A 15,253-nucleotide genomic window follows, 5' to 3' on the forward strand; every position below is an offset into this window, starting at 1 on the left:
CACGGTGTTCCGGCGCCGTCCGGAGCGCCGCTCCGGGCCGGGGTCCGGGGACGCGAGGCGGGGAGCCCCCTGGGGGTTCTCACATCAGGGACAGACATGCCCGTAGCGAATCCGGTGGACCGTCACGAGGTCTCCAAACAGATCAGACAATTATCGGCCGAGGCCAGGCTGTCGTCCCGCCGGGACGAACTCGAATCCCTGGGCAAGGCGTTGGCGGCGAAGGACACGGCCTCCCTCGACTCCTGGGCGGAACTCGACCTGCTCCACTCCTTCGCACGCCCGGAGAGCATCACCTCCGAAGTCCCCCCGGGCGACCGGCACAAGGCGTGGTCCTGGCTGGAAGCGGCCCTGGGCGCCCTGGTCTTCGTCCCCCTGCTGATGACCTGGTACGGCCTGACCCAGGCGTCCAGCGCCTACCAGGCACTGATCGGCGCGAACCCGAAGGCCGCGGCCCGGCCCTTCCTCCAGCTGTGGCAGAGCGGTTTCGAGGGGCACCTGTCCGGGGCCTTCACCTTCGGGCACGTGGCGACCGGCGCGACCACCGCCATCGCCCTGCTCTTCGCGCTCGTCCTGCTCCACGGCATCCGGCGCTCCTTGGTCACCCGCCGGGAGGAGGAGGCCGCGCATGACGCCGAGAAGCTGATGCGGCGCCTCGTCCCGGTGCTCACCCGGGCCCAACTCGTGCTGAACGCCCACAGGATGGCGTCACCGCAGCGGTTCGCGGCCGAGCTGACCCTGGCGGCGGACACACTGACCCGGCTCAGCGGCCGTGCGGCCGATGTCCAGAAGGACCTCTCGTCGGCCGCCGAGGTCGTGGCCCAGGCGGTCGAACGCGCGGAAGGCCGCCTGGCCGGCGTCGACCACGCGGTACGCCCCCTGGAGGACGCCGCGGGCCGCATCGAGGAGGCCGTGCGGGGCAACGGCAAGGAGGTCGGCGCCGCGGTGGCCGACAGCGGTGCCATGGTGAGCCGGTCCCTGGAGGCGGCCCGGATCACGAGCGGAGAGATCCGGGACGTACTCGACCGGGCGGGCGACCGGGTCGAGGACTCCGTCCTCATGCTCTCCGCCTCCCAGCGGTCCTTCACGACCGGGGTCGAGGTCGCGGCGGACGTCTCGTCGCAGGTGCTGGCGCGGCTCGGGGAGATCACCGAGGAATCCGCCCGGAGCATCGCCGAGTCCCAGGACGCGGTACGGCGGCTGGCCGAGCACACCGAGGGGCTGCGCCGTGCCGCCGAGCGGCTCGGCCGGACCGCGGGCGTGCCGCCGGCGGTGCCGGCGCCTGCGGCGCCCGCGTCCTCCGCATGGCCTTCGTCACCGTCCGCGTCCTCCGCGCCGGCCACGTCCTCGACGGGCCCTCTGTACCCGACCGTTCCCCTGCCCGGCGACCGTCCCGATCCCGCGCCGCCGCTCCGGCCCCCCGAGGACGTCACGGTGACCCTGGCCAAGGGGCCGTCGGACGCCCCGCAGCCGTGGGACGCACGGCCCGAGGACGGCGTACCGCGGGACGCGCCGCCCCAGGACACACCGCCCCGGGACGGCGCGCGGTGAACGCGCCCCGGTTCAACCCGATGCATCTCGCCGGGTGGCTCTTCGCCGATCTGCTGCTCGTGCTGGCCCTGGTCGCGATGGGGGACCGGGGCGACCCGCTGGCGGCCGCGGCCCGGCCGTCCGCCTCGCCCTCGGCCGAACCGGCACCGGCGAAGTCCAGGAAGCCGACCGGCCCCCGGGCCGTCCAGCAGAAACCGGTGAAGGTCTCGATCACCGCGGCCCCCGGCGACCGGCGCCGGATCGAGCAGCGGCTGCGCGCGGTGACGGCCCCGTACAAGGGGCGGCAGGCCGCCTTCGTCCTCACCTTCGGCCGCCATGCCGACCCGGGGGCCGGAGGCGCGTACGCGCACGAGGTCAACTCACTGCTGAAGAAGGCGCGTCCGGGCATGTTCGAGGACACCACCACACGCGACTTCTGGAAGGGCGGGGCCTCCTCGGGCCACGCCGACCTCGAAATCTACTTCTACACCTACTGACACCGGCACCGACGGAGGTACGAGACCGTGCAGATCCTTCCTTTCTATCTGCTCTGCGACGAGTCGGGTTCGATGTCCGGCTCCCCGATAGACGCGATCAACAGCGCACTGCCCGAACTGCACCACGAGATCAGCACCAACCCGACGGTCGCGGACAAGACCAGGTTCTGCCTGATCGGTTTCTCCAGCAGCGCCAGCGTCCTCCAGCCCCTGGTGGACCTCAGCGACATCGACGAGGTCCCCGCGCTGGCGGCCGGAGGACTCACCTCGTACGGAGACGCCTTCCGCACCCTGCTGCGGTGCATTGAGGCGGATGTGGCGGCACTCAAGGCGGAAGGGCACGACGTCTACCGGCCGGTCGCCTTCTTCCTCTCCGACGGCATCCCCACCGACGAGGGCTGGGAACAGGCGCACAAGGAGCTGACCGAGTCGCCCTTCTGCCCGAAGATCATCGCGTTCGGGATCGGTGACGCGGAGGCGGCCACGATCGGTCAGGTCGCCACCTTCCGCGCCTTCATGCAGCAGGATGCCCATGTGTCTCCGGCGCAGGCGCTCCGCGAGTTCGCCTCCAGCCTGACCCGTTCCATCGTGCGGTCGGCCGGCAGCATGGCCGCCGACGGCGGCTCCGGCTTCACCCTCGCCGTGGACGAGACGGTGCCGGGCTTCTCCACCGTCTCCCTCGACAAGCTCTGAGGACGGCCATGCGGAACCAGAACCGGGACCAGGGGCAGAACCGGGACCAGGGCCAGAACAGGGACCGGGACCAGGGCCAGGACCGGCACCACGACAGCGATCCGCTGGAAGAGACCTGGCGCACGGCGGAACAGGTCGTGTCTCCCCCGGGGGACCGGCCGCCCGCCGGGCGGGACGAGCCCGACCCCCTGTACGCCCGGCCGGAACAGCCGTACGGGCCCGCTGTCCGGCCCGACACGCGGCCGGAACAGCCCTGCATGCAGGCCGAGGAAAGGCTCTCCGCGCAGCCGGGACCCCGGTACGCGCAGTCGGCCGCCTCCACGGAGCAGTCGTACGCCCCGCCGGAACAGCCCTACGCGCCGCCGGAACAGCCCTACGCGCCGCCGGAGCAGTCCTACGCGCCGCCGGAGCAGTCCTACGCGCCGCCGGAGCAGTCCTACGCCCCGCCGGAGCAGTCCTACGCCCCGCCGGAGCAGTCCTACGCGCCGGTGGACCGGCCGGCGGCCGGGCCGCAGCCGTGGGACCACCGCGCCGGCCCCGCCGCCCCGGCCCGGACACCGGCCCCGGTCCCGGCGCAGGTGCCGCCCCTGGCCCAGGACCCGCCCCCGGCCCAGGACCCGCCCCCGGAAGCCGCGCCGGTGGACCGGCCGGGCGAACGCCTCGCCCGGCCACCGGAGTTGGGGGCCCCCTGGCACAGCGGGAACAAGCCCCCGATGTACCCGCCGGTGCCCCGGAAACTGCCCGCGGCGGGTACCGACCCGGCAGCCGCCGTGCTGCCCGACATCGTCGTGGACGGCGCGGAGTACGGGGCGCTCAGCGTGCGGGCCGCGTCGGTCCGGGGCGACTCCCACCGCTATCTGGGGGAGCCCCGGCAGGACGCCCTGTGCGTCACCCGCATCGGCGACCGCGACCGGGGGGAGCTGCTCCTCCTCGCCGTCGCCGACGGGGTGGGCTCCGCCGCCCGTTCGCACATCGGGTCCAACGAGGTGTGCCGGCTCGCGGCCGCCTATCTGGACCGTGCCGCGGAAGGGCTGTGCGCGGCCCTGGCGGCGGGCGACGGGGAGACTTTCGCGGACACGGCGGACGCGGTGGTGGGCCGGATCGCCACACTGCTCACGGACCTCGCGGTACGCGGCTCCCACGACCCCGGCGACTACGCGACCACCCTGCGCGTGCTGCTGGTTCCGCTCGACCCGGCCGTCCGCATCCGCGGCTTCCTCGCCGTCGGCGACGGCGGTACGGCCCTGCTGCGTGAGGGCCGGTGGTACCTGGACATCACGGAGGAGGGGAGCGGACCGGGTACCGGTGTGATCGACACCCGTACGGACGCCCTGCCCTCCGCCCGCACGGCCTCGACGACCCTGCTCGGCCCGGCCGCCCCGGGTGACGTGCTCGTGGTCAGCACGGACGGCCTGTCCACCCCCCTCGCCGGGGAGCAGGAGATGCGTGACTTCCTCGCCACGGCCTGGGGCAGCGGCCAGGTACCCGGCCCCGCGGACTTCCTCTGGCAGGCGCAGTTCCGGGTGAAGTCCTACGACGACGACCGGAGCGCCGTCGTGCTGTGGGAGGCCCCGGATGAGCGAGCATGACGGCGCGGACGTCCCCCGGTCGGCACTGAAGCTGCTGGGCAAGGTCGGTGACGGCGGGCAGGGGGAGGTGCACGAGGTCGGAGGACCCGGACGGCTGCTCTACAAGAGCTACCGGGAACCGCAGAAGGCCGACGGGGCCTCGCTCGCCACCCTGGTCTCGCTCCGCCAGGCACTGGGCGAGGCCGACCGCGACCGGCTCGACCGGGAGACCGCCTGGCCTCTGTGCCGGGTCGTGGACGGCCGGCTGGTCACCGGGTTCCTCATGCACCGCGCCCCGGCCTCCATGACCTGGACGACGTCACGCGGGGAGAGCAAGCTGACGGAACTGTCGTACCTGCTGCGCGAACCGAAGGCGGCCTGGCAGGCCGTCGGACAGCCGTCACCGGCGGAGCGCTACGCCTTGACCGTGGCGCTGGTGGACCTGTTCCGCTGGTTGCACACCCTGGGCCTGGTCATCGGTGACCTGTCCCAGGCGAACGTCCTGTGGACCGTCGCCCCCGCCCCCGCCGCCTACCTGCTGGACTGCGACGGCGCCCGGCCCCTGGGGTGCGCGCCGGTGCTGGAACAGGCCGACACACCGGACTGGCAGGACCCCCTGGCACCGCCGGGGGCGGTCTCCGTCGACAGCGACCGCTACAAGGCCGCCCTGATGATCGGCCGGGTGCTCGCCCAGGACGCCTACACCGCGCCGGGCCGGACCCTGAACCCCGTGCCCGGCTCACTGGACGAGCGCCGTGAGGCCGCGGTGCTCCGCCTGTGGGAGCAGGCCGCCGGACCGTACGGCACCCGCCCGGACCTCGGGCAGTGGCAGGCCGCTCTGGCCGGACGCGACACCATCAAGCTGATGGCGGCCCGGCCGGTACCGCGCCCGGTCGTCGACCGCTCGAAGTTCGACGGTGGCGACCGGAACCGGGGGACGATCTCCTTCCGGCGGTGACGGACGGCGGCACCGCTCGTGGGGGCGGTGCCCTGGCCGGGGGACGCACCGGGGGCTCTTCGCCGGTGGTCCGGCGGTCGAGCCTCCGCGCGAGCCGTACGCCGGGCCCGCCACTGCCTTGCCGGCCGGACGGCCTCCGCTCGGGTGCGGGCCCTGGGAAGGCGGCGGGTTCACCGGACCGGCCCTCGGTGAGGCCGTTCTCAGCGGATGGTGATGTGGGGTCCGCCGAAGAGCTGGAGGCGTGCCCGGTCGACGAGGCGGTCGGTGTAGAGGCGCCGGGTGCGGAGTTCGCCGAGGTTCTCCAGGGCGGTGAGGATCAGGGCGGGGTCCGTGGAGGCGGCCGAGCGGAGCAGGGTGATGTCTTCGGCGGTCAGGTCTTCCGTGCTGTCCGCCGGGGGGTGGTCGTCTGCGGGGCGGGTGGCGCCGACTGCCGCTGTCTGTGCTGTGCGCAGGGTGGCGAGGGCTTGGGAGAAGGCCCTGGGCGGGGGCGTGCGGGGGTGCCCGGCGGTCTCGGCGGCGGTGGTGGTGGCGCGGTGGTCACGGGCGAGGACGGCGGTGATGTAGGCGGCGGGGTGGCGGGGGCGCCAGGTGAGGACCATGCCGTGGAGTTCGGCCGCGATGGCGTGGGCGTCGAGTCCGCGGTCGATGAGCGGACGCAGGGCGTGGGCGAGACGGCGCAGGCCCTCGGACTGGGCCCAGGAGACCAGGGGACGCACCTGTCGGGCGACGGCGATGTCATGGGCGACCTGGAGGGGGCTGCGCCGCGGTGCGCGGTCGCGGGTGGGTCTCCTTCGTCGGGTGGTCCTCCCATCGCCGGTCTTCCTGCCGCCGGACTTCCCGTCGCCGGTCTTCCTGTCGCCGGTCTTCCTGTCGGCCTTCCGACCGGCCTTGCCGTCCGGGCGAGGTGGTGTGTCCGGGCTCGCCGCGCGCTTGCGCGGGGTGTAGTTCAACGTCTCGCCCAATTCAGCTGGGGGCACGTGGTGGTGGGCGTCAAGGGAATGGGGCTCATGCCGCCCTGAACGCCGATGGTCCACAAGCGGGTTGTCTACAGGCCGGTGGCGGGTCCGTGCGGTGGTGGTGATCGCCCGGTCCCGGCCGGTATCCGTGACCCCGCGTACGCGCGCGTGGTAGCCGGTGCCGTCCAGGCGGTGGCCCATGGCGGTGTCGTAGAGGGCGGGGACGGTGGCGGCGTAGATGGTGGCGGTGGCGGTGTAAGGGCGGCCGGGCAGGTGGAGGTTGCGTTTGGTGCCGTGGCGTTTCCATACGAGCGCGCCCAGTTCGCGCAGGACCCGCACATGACGTTTGACGGTGGCGACGGTCATCCGGCAGCGGGTGGCGGTGCCCTTGAGGTCGTAGAGGACGAGGCCGAGGTCGTAGTCCATCCGCCGGGCCAGATCGTGTGCGACGGCCAGCGTCGTCGTACGGGCACGTGGGTGCAGGCCGGCTCCGACGAGCCAGGCCACCGCGCGTAACCAGGCGCCGGGCTGGGCGTGCCGGGAGGCCGTCGTGTCGAGTTCCTGGAGGGCGTTCGGGACGGGGACCCACTCCGTAGCAGGGAGCGGTTCCGTTTCCGGGCATGGCGAAGAAGCGCGGCACGAGGCCGCGCCGGAGGGACGGCGCATCACGGTCCGTGGGCAGGGCGCGGCCGTCGGGGCCGCGAGGAGCTATGGGGAGGAGAGGGTCAGGCGGAGGCCGCTACCGGCAGCAGGGCTACCGGGGCGGCGGGCAGTGACCGGATGCGCACAGCCGGGCCGAACGCGGCGAGGGGGAGGCCGCGGTGCCGGGGCCGTGGATGACGCCGGAAGACGGCGTGAGGTCCCCGTGTACGGGGGACGGGGCGCACGAGGGCGCGTTAACCTGCTGGGTATCCATCGGGAAGGTCCTGACTTCCTCGGTGGTCAGGCCCTCGCCCGGGATTCTCATTCCCAGCGGGGGCCGTCTCATGTCTGTGGTTGTCGGGGCGAGCATAGACACGGCAACCCGTCCCGAATCCAGCCCAGTTGTCCTATGTCACCCGAGTGAGTGACAAAGCACCCGATGGCAGGTGGGGAGCCCCCGTCACGGTGCCAGGTCGAGCTCCGCCCATACGGTCTTGGCGGGGACGGGCCCGAGGATGACGCCCCAGCGGTCGGCGAGGGCCCCGACGATCAGCAGGCCGCGCCCGTACTCCGTATCGGCGCCGGGGGCGGGGGAGGCCCCAGGGGCGGGTGGCAGTCGCTCACTCCGGGTGTCGGTCACCTCGATCCGCAGCAACCCGCCGTGCCGGACCGCGAGGCGCAGCCGGAAGTCGCGGCCGGGCACGCGGCCGTGCACGGTGGCGTTCGCCGCCAGCTCGGCCACGACGTGCGCGGCCGACTCCGTGGGCAGCCCCCAGTCGCTGAGATGCGCCGTGGCGAGCAGCCGGGCGAGCCGGGCGCCCCGGCGGGTGGGGGAGAGCAGCACGGTGAACTGCCGGGTGGGAACGGAATGTTCGGTTCGGGTGATTTCTTGGGTCACGGTACTCAGCGTGACCTCGCCTGCGTACCGTGAATAGCGACAGGGGGGCTACGTACGGTGACTGTCCCGCGCTTGTCCAGCGCTGTCCCGGCTGTCCGGGGTGACGCGCGGGGACGACAGGGGTTGAGCAGAGACAGCATGCACATCGGAAGTGGGGCACGGATGAGCGTGGATGAGGCGGGCGCGGCGCGCGGGAGCGACGGTGGAGCGGACGAGCCCGGCTGGGACGTCGACCCGGACGACGAGTCAGGGGCGGCGGTGGTCGCCACGGTGGGCCGCCAGATCAAGGCGTGGCGGGAGGTGGCGGGGATGCGGGCCGGCGAGTTCGGGGCCGCGATCGGGTACGGGGAGGACCTGGTCTACAAGGTGGAGGGAGGGCGCCGCATCCCCCGCCCGGAGTTCCTGGACAAGGCGGACGAGGTGCTGGGGGCGGGCGGTCGGATCGCCATGATGAAGGAGGACGTGGCGGAGGTCCGGTACCCGAAGAAGGTGCGGGATCTGGCGAAGCTGGAAGCACGGGCGGCTGAGCTGGAGGCTTACCACAACCACAATGTCAACGGTCTGCTGCAGACCGAAGCGCATATGCGCGCTCTGTTCGCCTCATGGCTACCCGCTTACACGCTGGACGAGATGGACCGCATGGTGGCCGCTCGCCTGGCCCGGCAGTCCATCTTCGACCGTGATCCGCTCCCGTCGCTCAGCTTTGTCCAGGAAGAGGTGACACTCCGACGTCCGGTCGGAGGCACAATGGTGTGGCGTCGGCAGCTCGAACGCCTCCTGGAGATTGGGCAGATGCGGAATGTGGCGATCCAGGTGATGCCTACCCATCGCGAGGAACACCCCGGGACCGGTGGGCTGATCGAGGTGCTGAAGTTCCCTGACGGCAGCGCGGTGGGGCGGTCCGAGGGCGCGTTCGCAGGACGGCCGGTCTCCGACCCGAAGCACCTCAGAATCCTTGAGCTGCGCTGTGGGATGATCCGGGCCCAGGCTCTCTCACCCCGGGAGTCGTTGGCCTTCATCGAGAGAGTGCTGGGAGAGACATGATGCGTGAGACCTCTGCCGGGGACGCTTACGCGCTGGAGTGGTTCAGGAGCAGCTACAGCAGCAGTGGCGACGGTAATGACTGCGTAGAGGTCGCGACTACCCCAGGCACGGTGCACGTTCGCGACTCCAAGAGTGTCCCAGGGCCGCACGTCGGCTTCGGTCCGACCGCGTGGGCGGACTTCGTGGAGTACGCGGCTGGGAGCTGAACAACGTGCGCCCCGCTGCCGAGCTTGATCCCGGCAACGGGGCGTGATGCTGTCGGAAGCGCCTCCAGGATGAGCGGACAGCCCGTCCTGGAAGCCTTCTTGGGGTTCGGCTGCCGTCAGCTGCCCTTGACCGTGACCTTCTCGTCGTTCTTCAGCTGCTCCACGAGCTGCTTGACCTTCTCCTTGTCCCAGACGAGGTTGCCGTTCACGCTCTGGCCCGTGAGCGGGATGTTCATCGACGTACCGTCACCGCCCGTGACGCCCTTCATCGCGAAGAACATGTTGCCCAGCGACCAGAGCGACATGTCCTTGTCCACGATCAGCGTGTCCAGGCCGGCGCCCATCGTCGGGTACAGCGTGAACGGGTTGAGGATCGTCGACGGGGTGGCCGTCTGGGAGGCCAGGGCCGCGAGGAACTTCTGCTGGTTCTTCGTACGGTCCAGGTCGCTGCCCGCGAAGGCGTAGCGGGTACGGACGAAGGCGAGGGACTGCTCGCCGTTCAGCGTCTGCTTGCCGGCCTGGAAGTCGGCGCCGGACTTCTTGTCCTTGAACGCCTTGGGGATGTCCATCTCGACCCCGCCGATCGCGTCCACGATCTTGGCGAAGCCGCCGAAGCCGATCTCGACGTAGTGGTCGATGCGCAGACCGGTGTTGAACTCGACGGTACGGACCAGGAGTTCGGGGCCGTCCTCGGCGTACGCGGCGTTCAGCTTCGTGGTGCGGCCGGTGCCCTCGAACTTCTTGCCGGACTCCGAGCCCACGAAGCTGGGGATCTCGACGTTGGAGTCGCGGGGCAGGGAGATCAGCGTCGGGCCGTTCGAGCCGTCGTGCAGGATCATCATCGAGTCGGTCCGCTTGCCCTCGGCGGAGCCGGTGTGCAGCTTCTTCTTGTCCTCGGCGGTCATGCCCTCGCGGCTGTCCGAGCCCACGATGAGGTAGTTGGTGCCGTCGCCCTCGCCCGGACGCTCGATGACCTTGGAGAGGTCGACCTCGCGCTTGAGCTTGCCGTCGGCCCAGAAGTACGTGCCGATGGTCACCGCGAGCACCACGACGACGAGCGTCAGCGCGCCGACCTTGATCCTCCGGCCCCAGTCCGGAGCGGGACGGCCGCCCTGGACGTGACCGCGGTCGCCGCCGTACCCGCCGCTCCCGCTGTTCCCGCCGCTTCCGCCGTGGTGACCTCGGCCACCCCCGTAGACCTGGCCGGTGTTGTACCCGCTGTCGTAGCCGGGTGCCTCCGCGTAACCCTGGCCGCCCTGCTGCGGGGGGATCCGGGGCGGGTTCTGCGGGGGAGCGGGGCGGCGCCGCACATGCGGCATGGCGCGGGCGCTCTCGGGCCGCGCGTTCGCACTGCCCTGGCCGTACCGCTCGCCGGGTCCGCCGTTCCGCCCATCGGGCCAATCGCTCATGGGCACCAGTGTGCCGTCTTGGCCTGTGGGTCTTACAGGGTGTACCGGAAATCGGGCCGGGGCTGTTGCGAAGCTGATGCAATGCAACCGGGGGCAAGTCCCCGCATAAGGTGGAGGGCATGACAGATCAGGACCTGCACCAGGAAGGCGGGATTGCGGCCAAGCCGACCTCCGCCTCCCGCACCACCCTCAGCCACATCATGACCGGTAACGACACCAATCTCCTGGGTTCGGTGCACGGCGGTGTGATCATGAAGCTGGTCGACGACGCGGCCGGCGCGGTCGCCGGCCGGCACTCCGGTGGTCCGGCGGTGACGGCCTCGATGGACGAGATGGTCTTCCTGGAGCCGGTCCGCGTGGGTGACCTCGTTCACGTCCGCGCCCAGGTGAACTGGACCGGGCGCTCCTCGATGGAGGTCGGGGTGCGCGTCATGGCGGAGCGGTGGAACGAGTCGACCCCCGCCCAGCAGGTGGGTACCGCGTACCTGGTGTTCGCGGCGGTCGACGGGGAGGGCCGGCCGCGCCCCGTCCCGCAGGTCGTACCGGAGACGGAACGCGACAGGCGCCGCTACCAGGAGGCGCAGATCCGGCGTACGCACCGGCTGGCCCGGCGGCGCGCGATCAAGGAACTCCGTGAGAAGCGGGCCGCCGAGGGGCTCGACGAGGACTGAGCCGCCCGCCGCCCGCAACTCTCCGTCCCCCGCCCGCAGCTCTCCGTCCCCCGCTCACCGCCCGCAGCTCACCGCCCGCAGCTCACCGCCCGCAGCTCACCGCCCGCAGCTCACCGCCCGCCGTCCGCCGTCCGCCCGGACGGTGCGGCTCAGTCGGCGGCCGGACCGGCCGGGCCGCCGCGCAGGCGTTCCAGCAGGGCGTCCTCCGCCTGTTCGGCCACCGGTTCGTCCCAGAACGTCACAGGGACGCCTCTGAGGTGGCGGCCCTCCGGGTCCAGGACGTGGCCCGCCAGCTTGAGCGGCCACAGGGTCACCGCCCGGTCCGCCACGGTGAGTTCGGGGAACCGGTCCGCCAGTCTCGCCTCGAACGCCCCGATGTCCTCGGCCGAACGCAGCCACACCGCCAGCATCAGGTTGTGCGGCCCGGTCAGGGAGGCGCAGAGCCGGGTCTCACGCATCCGGATCAGCTGGGAGACGATACGCGAGGCGTCGGCGGCGGGGGCGATGCCCCACAGCGTGACCGAGACAGGCCAGCCGGACAGGCAGCGGGCGACTTCGCAGCGGTAGATCAGCGCGTCCTGGCGGTGCATCCGGTCCAGCCGGCGGCGCACCGTGGTGGGACTGACACCGAGGCGTTCGGCGAGCCGGGCGGCCGGCTGCCGGAAGTCCTCGCTGAGCAGCAGGTAGAGACGTGCGTCCAGCGCGTCCAGGGCGGCCGACCCGCGCCGGGGCGGAGCGGGGTCCCGCTCCTTCGCCAGCAGGTCCTGACTGCCCGGGGCCAGCCGGTCCAGCCGCCACCGGCTGCCCTCGGTGTGGACGGTGGTCGCCGTCTGGGAGCGGGTGGCCGACACCCCGGGCAGCCGGCCGAGCCGGAATCCGACGTACCGTCCCAGCGCCGCGAGGTTCGGGAAGGCCGCCGTGAGCACCAGGTCACGGGCGCCGGTGACATGCTCGATGGTGATCAGGTGGGGGTCGTCCGCGATCTCGGCCGCCACCTCGTGCAGCGCTCCCGCGGCACAGTCCACCTCGATGAACGCGATGACCGGCACCGTCGGGCCCACCGCCACCGTGTAGCAGCTCAGCCAGGCGTGCCCCGCCTCGGTGAGCCGGTTCCAGCGGCGCGCCGCCGTCGAGGCGTCCACCCCGAGCGCCTTGCCGATCTGGGCCCATTCCGCCCGGGGCGAGGTCTGGAGCGCGGTGATCAGGAGGTAGTCCAGTTCATCCAGCGGAACCGGTTGCGCGGCCCGCAGCAGCCGCTCGGGACCCCCGGTCGATTCGGGCACGGACAGGCTCATCGGCGGCGCTTTCCTGCGTACGGGCGGGGCGGGGGGCTGTGTTTTGCACGATACGCCCATGTCCTTGCTGAACGAGGCACGCGCCCTCGCCCCCGCCCTGACCGAACTGCGCCACGCCCTGCACCGCGAACCGGAACTGGGGCTCGACCTGCCCCTGACCCAGGCGAAGATACTCCGGGCCCTGGAGGGCCTCGGCCTGGAGATCCGGCTCGGTACGGCCCTGAGCTCCGTCACCGCCGTGCTGCGCGGCGGACGCCCCGGCCCCGCCGTACTCCTGCGCGGTGACATGGACGCGCTGCCGGTGCGGGAGGACACCGGCCTCCCGTACGCCTCCGTCCTCGACGGCCGGATGCACGCCTGCGGACACGACCTGCATGTGACCGGGCTCGTCGGCGCCGCCCGGCTGCTGGCCGCCCGGCGCGAGGAGCTGGCCGGGGACGTCGTCCTCATGTTCCAGCCCGGTGAGGAGGGCCAGGGAGGCGCGCGGATCATGATCGACGAGGGGGTCCTGGACGCGGCCGGTGAGCGCGTCGTCGCCGCCTACGCCCTGCACGTGATCTCCACCGGTGTCCCCACCGGCTTCGCCGCGACCCGCCCGGGCCCCATGCTGGCCGCCTCGGACCAGGTGACGGTCACCGTGCGCGGGCGGGGCGGCCACGGCTCGTCCCCGCACTCCGCCGCCGATCCGGTGCCCGCGCTCTGCGCCATGGTCACCGCGCTCCAGACCGCCGTCACCCGGGAGATCGACGTCTTCGACCCGGCCGTCGTCACCGTGGGCCTGATCCAGGCGGGCACCGCCGCCAACGTCATCCCGGAGACCGCCCGCTTCGCCGCCACCGTGCGGACCTTCTCCGACGCCTCCCGGGCCAGGGTGCGCACGGTCTTCGAACGGACCGTGCACGGTGTGGCCGCGGCCCACGGGGTGAGCGCCGGCATCGACTACACCGAGCAGTACCCGCCGACCGTCAACGACGCCGCCGAGGCCGGGTTCGCCCTGGAGACCGCCCGGCGGATCCTCGGCGAGCACCGGGTCCTGGAGGCGCCCGCGCCGATGGCCGGGGCCGAGGACTTCTCCTTCGTGCTGCGGGAGGTGCCCGGCGCCTTCGTCGGCCTCGGTGCCTGCCCGCCCGGTACGGACCCGGCAAACGCGCCGATGAACCACTCCCCGCGAGCGGTCTACGACGACAGCGCCCTGCCGTACGCCGCCGCCCTGCTCGCGGGACTGGCCCTGCGCCGCCTCGGTACCCCGCTCACCGCCCCGGGCGCCACGGCACCCGGCACCGCCCCGCGGTCCGGGTCCGCTCCCGCCGCGCGGGCGTGATCCGGTGACCGCCCCCGCGACCCTGCCCCCGGCCGCCGCTCCCGCCGAGCCGCCGCCCGCGTCCGTCACCACCGTCGTCGGCCTGCTGATCCTCTTCGAGGTGACCAGCGGCTTCCTCCAGGCCGGACTCGCCCCGCTGCTGCCCGACCTGGCCGGCCACCTCGGCATCGGCTCGGCCGCCCTCAACTGGGTCGTCTCCGTCCAGCTCCTGGCCGCCGCCGTCTGCGTCCCCCTCTTCGGCCGCCTCGGGGACCTGTACGGGCACCGGCGGATGCTCCGGGTCGCCCTGGCGGCGATCGCCGTGGGCACCCTCGTCGTCGCCCTCGCCCCGGACTACGGCACGCTGCTCGCCGGACGCGTGCTCCAGGGGCCGATCGCCGCCCTGCTGCCCCTGGAGATCGCCCTCGTACGGGACCGGCTGCCGGTGGCCGACGCGCGACGGGCCATCGCCCGCCTGGTCGGAGCCCTGACGCTCGGCGCGATGGCCGGCGGGGTGGTGATGGGACTCGTGGACTCCGCCTTCGGTGACCTGCGGCTCACCCTGCTGGTACCGGCCGCGCTCGCCGCGCTCTGCGTGCCCGTCTCCTTCGTGGCGGTACCGGAGACACGGAACCGGGCCGGCGGACGGGTGGACTGGGCCGGGGTGACGCTGCTCAGCGGTGCCATGATCGCCCTGCTCGGCGGGGTGTCGGGGGCACAGGGGGGATCCTGGGGGTCCGCGCGGGTGCTGGGGCCCGTCGTACTCGGTCTGGTCCTGCTGGCGGTGTGGGTACGGGTGGAACTGCGCAGCCGGGAACCGCTGGTGGACGTCCGGGCGCTGGCCGCCCGGACCACCGCGCCGTTCTACTGCGCCGCTTTCCTGTTCGGCGTCTTCTACTTCGGCAGCCAGACGCCCAACTCCACCTTCTACGCGGCCGACCCGGACACCGCCGGCTACGGGTTCGGGCTGGACGCGCTGTCCATCTCCCTGGTCCTGCTGCCCGGGGCGCTCGGCAGCGTCGTCGGCTCGCTGGGCACCGCCGCGCTCGCCGCGCGGATCGGCTACCGGCCCACCCTCATGGCCGCGTTCGGCCTGGTGGCACTGACCTTCTGTCAGTTCGCCCTCCTGCACGAGGAGGTATGGCAGATGGCCGCCGGTTCCGCCTTCACCGGGCTGGGGATCGGGCTGGCGCTCGGAGCCATGCCGACGGTGATCGTCGAAGCCTCGGACCCGGCGAGGACCGGCATCTCCGCCGCGCTCTACAACAACGTGAAGACGCTGGGCGGTGCCGTCGCCGGAGGTGTCTTCGCCTCCCTGCTCGGCGCGTTCTCCGCCGGCCTTGCCGGCGAGCCCGGCGAGGGCGGGTACACCGCGCTCTGGCTGGTGTCTTCCGGTGCCGCGCTGGCCGCACTGGTGATGACCGCGCTCGCGCGGCGCCGTGAGGGGTGACCCCCGCGTGGGGACGCGGCCGGCGCGGGGGAGGACGGCCCCGGTGGCGGGCCGTCGGGGCTGGTCGGGAAGGCCCCCTGCGCCGGGTCGTCAGGGGGCGGACGAAACGACGCCCTGCGCCGGGCCGTCAGGGGGCGGA

The 15,253-nt window shown here is 72.8% G+C and carries 14 protein-coding genes; 10 read left to right on the top strand and 4 right to left on the bottom strand.

The window, feature by feature from the left end; translation table 11 throughout:
* Positions 1–96 precede the first annotated feature (96 nt).
* Genes CP967_RS20880 through CP967_RS20900 form a run of 5 tightly spaced genes read left to right on the top strand, consistent with a single transcriptional unit; the run spans position 97 to position 5,243 of the window.
* Positions 97–1,548: a methyl-accepting chemotaxis domain-containing protein gene (locus tag CP967_RS20880; RefSeq protein WP_150489429.1), complete on the top strand. Its 1,452-nt coding sequence runs from the start codon at positions 97–99 to the stop codon at positions 1,546–1,548.
* Entirely contained in the window at positions 1,545–2,024 is a 480-nt protein-coding gene (locus CP967_RS20885) for a hypothetical protein (RefSeq protein ID WP_150489430.1), read from the top strand. Before CP967_RS20880 ends, CP967_RS20885 begins: the two co-directional genes overlap by 4 nt.
* A gap of 27 nt (positions 2,025–2,051) precedes the next feature.
* Positions 2,052–2,717, top strand: a complete 666-nt coding sequence (locus CP967_RS20890; protein WP_150489431.1) for a vWA domain-containing protein — start codon at positions 2,052–2,054, stop codon at positions 2,715–2,717.
* An 8-nt stretch (positions 2,718–2,725) separates the two neighbouring features.
* Positions 2,726–4,306 carry a PP2C family serine/threonine-protein phosphatase gene (locus CP967_RS20895; RefSeq protein ID WP_229888642.1) on the top strand — a complete coding sequence of 527 codons (1,581 nt, stop codon included), beginning with the start codon at positions 2,726–2,728 and terminating at the stop codon, positions 4,304–4,306.
* Entirely contained in the window at positions 4,293–5,243 is a 951-nt protein-coding gene (locus CP967_RS20900) for a hypothetical protein (RefSeq protein WP_150489432.1), read from the top strand. Before CP967_RS20895 ends, CP967_RS20900 begins: the two co-directional genes overlap by 14 nt.
* Positions 5,244–5,443: 200 nt before the next feature.
* Here the strand turns inward: CP967_RS20900 and CP967_RS20905 are convergent, their stop codons facing one another.
* Together CP967_RS20905 and CP967_RS20910 are read right to left on the bottom strand one after the other, a co-directional pair.
* Entirely contained in the window at positions 5,444–6,706 is a 1,263-nt protein-coding gene (locus CP967_RS20905) for a cell wall protein (protein ID WP_150489433.1), read from the bottom strand.
* A gap of 595 nt (positions 6,707–7,301) precedes the next feature.
* A complete protein-coding gene (locus tag CP967_RS20910) occupies positions 7,302–7,739 on the bottom strand; it encodes an ATP-binding protein (RefSeq protein WP_150489434.1) in 438 nt (145 codons plus the stop codon).
* 162 nt (positions 7,740–7,901) lie between these two features.
* Here CP967_RS20910 and CP967_RS20915 point away from each other — a divergent pair, with 162 nt between their 5' ends.
* Positions 7,902–8,783: a helix-turn-helix domain-containing protein gene (locus CP967_RS20915; protein WP_150489435.1), complete on the top strand. Its 882-nt coding sequence runs from the start codon at positions 7,902–7,904 to the stop codon at positions 8,781–8,783.
* Positions 8,780–8,989: a DUF397 domain-containing protein gene (locus tag CP967_RS20920; protein WP_150489436.1), complete on the top strand. Its 210-nt coding sequence runs from the start codon at positions 8,780–8,782 to the stop codon at positions 8,987–8,989. Before CP967_RS20915 ends, CP967_RS20920 begins: the two co-directional genes overlap by 4 nt.
* 116 nt (positions 8,990–9,105) lie before the next feature.
* Here the strand turns inward: CP967_RS20920 and CP967_RS20925 are convergent, their stop codons facing one another.
* Positions 9,106–10,398 (bottom strand): LCP family protein, encoded by a 1,293-nt coding sequence (locus CP967_RS20925; protein WP_150489437.1) that lies wholly within the window; start codon positions 10,396–10,398, stop codon positions 9,106–9,108.
* A 119-nt stretch (positions 10,399–10,517) separates the two neighbouring features.
* Between CP967_RS20925 and CP967_RS20930 the strand changes: the two genes are divergently transcribed.
* Positions 10,518–11,069, top strand: coding sequence for an acyl-CoA thioesterase (locus CP967_RS20930; protein WP_150489438.1), 552 nt, complete (start codon positions 10,518–10,520; stop codon positions 11,067–11,069).
* A gap of 149 nt (positions 11,070–11,218) precedes the next feature.
* On the opposite strand, the gene CP967_RS20935 is transcribed toward CP967_RS20930, so the two are convergent.
* On the bottom strand, positions 11,219–12,364 hold the full coding sequence (locus tag CP967_RS20935) for an Lrp/AsnC family transcriptional regulator (protein WP_150489439.1): 1,146 nt from the start codon (positions 12,362–12,364) through the stop codon (positions 11,219–11,221).
* Between the two features lie 58 nt (positions 12,365–12,422).
* Between CP967_RS20935 and CP967_RS20940 the strand changes: the two genes are divergently transcribed.
* Positions 12,423–13,685 (top strand): M20 metallopeptidase family protein, encoded by a 1,263-nt coding sequence (locus tag CP967_RS20940; protein ID WP_150489440.1) that lies wholly within the window; start codon positions 12,423–12,425, stop codon positions 13,683–13,685.
* 4 nt (positions 13,686–13,689) lie between these two features.
* Positions 13,690–15,114 carry an MFS transporter gene (locus CP967_RS20945; RefSeq protein ID WP_150489441.1) on the top strand — a complete coding sequence of 475 codons (1,425 nt, stop codon included), beginning with the start codon at positions 13,690–13,692 and terminating at the stop codon, positions 15,112–15,114.
* Positions 15,115–15,253: the final 139 nt, after the last annotated feature.

The organism is Streptomyces nitrosporeus (genome assembly GCF_008704555.1).
Taxonomy (GTDB): Bacteria; Actinomycetota; Actinomycetes; order Streptomycetales; family Streptomycetaceae; genus Streptomyces; species Streptomyces nitrosporeus.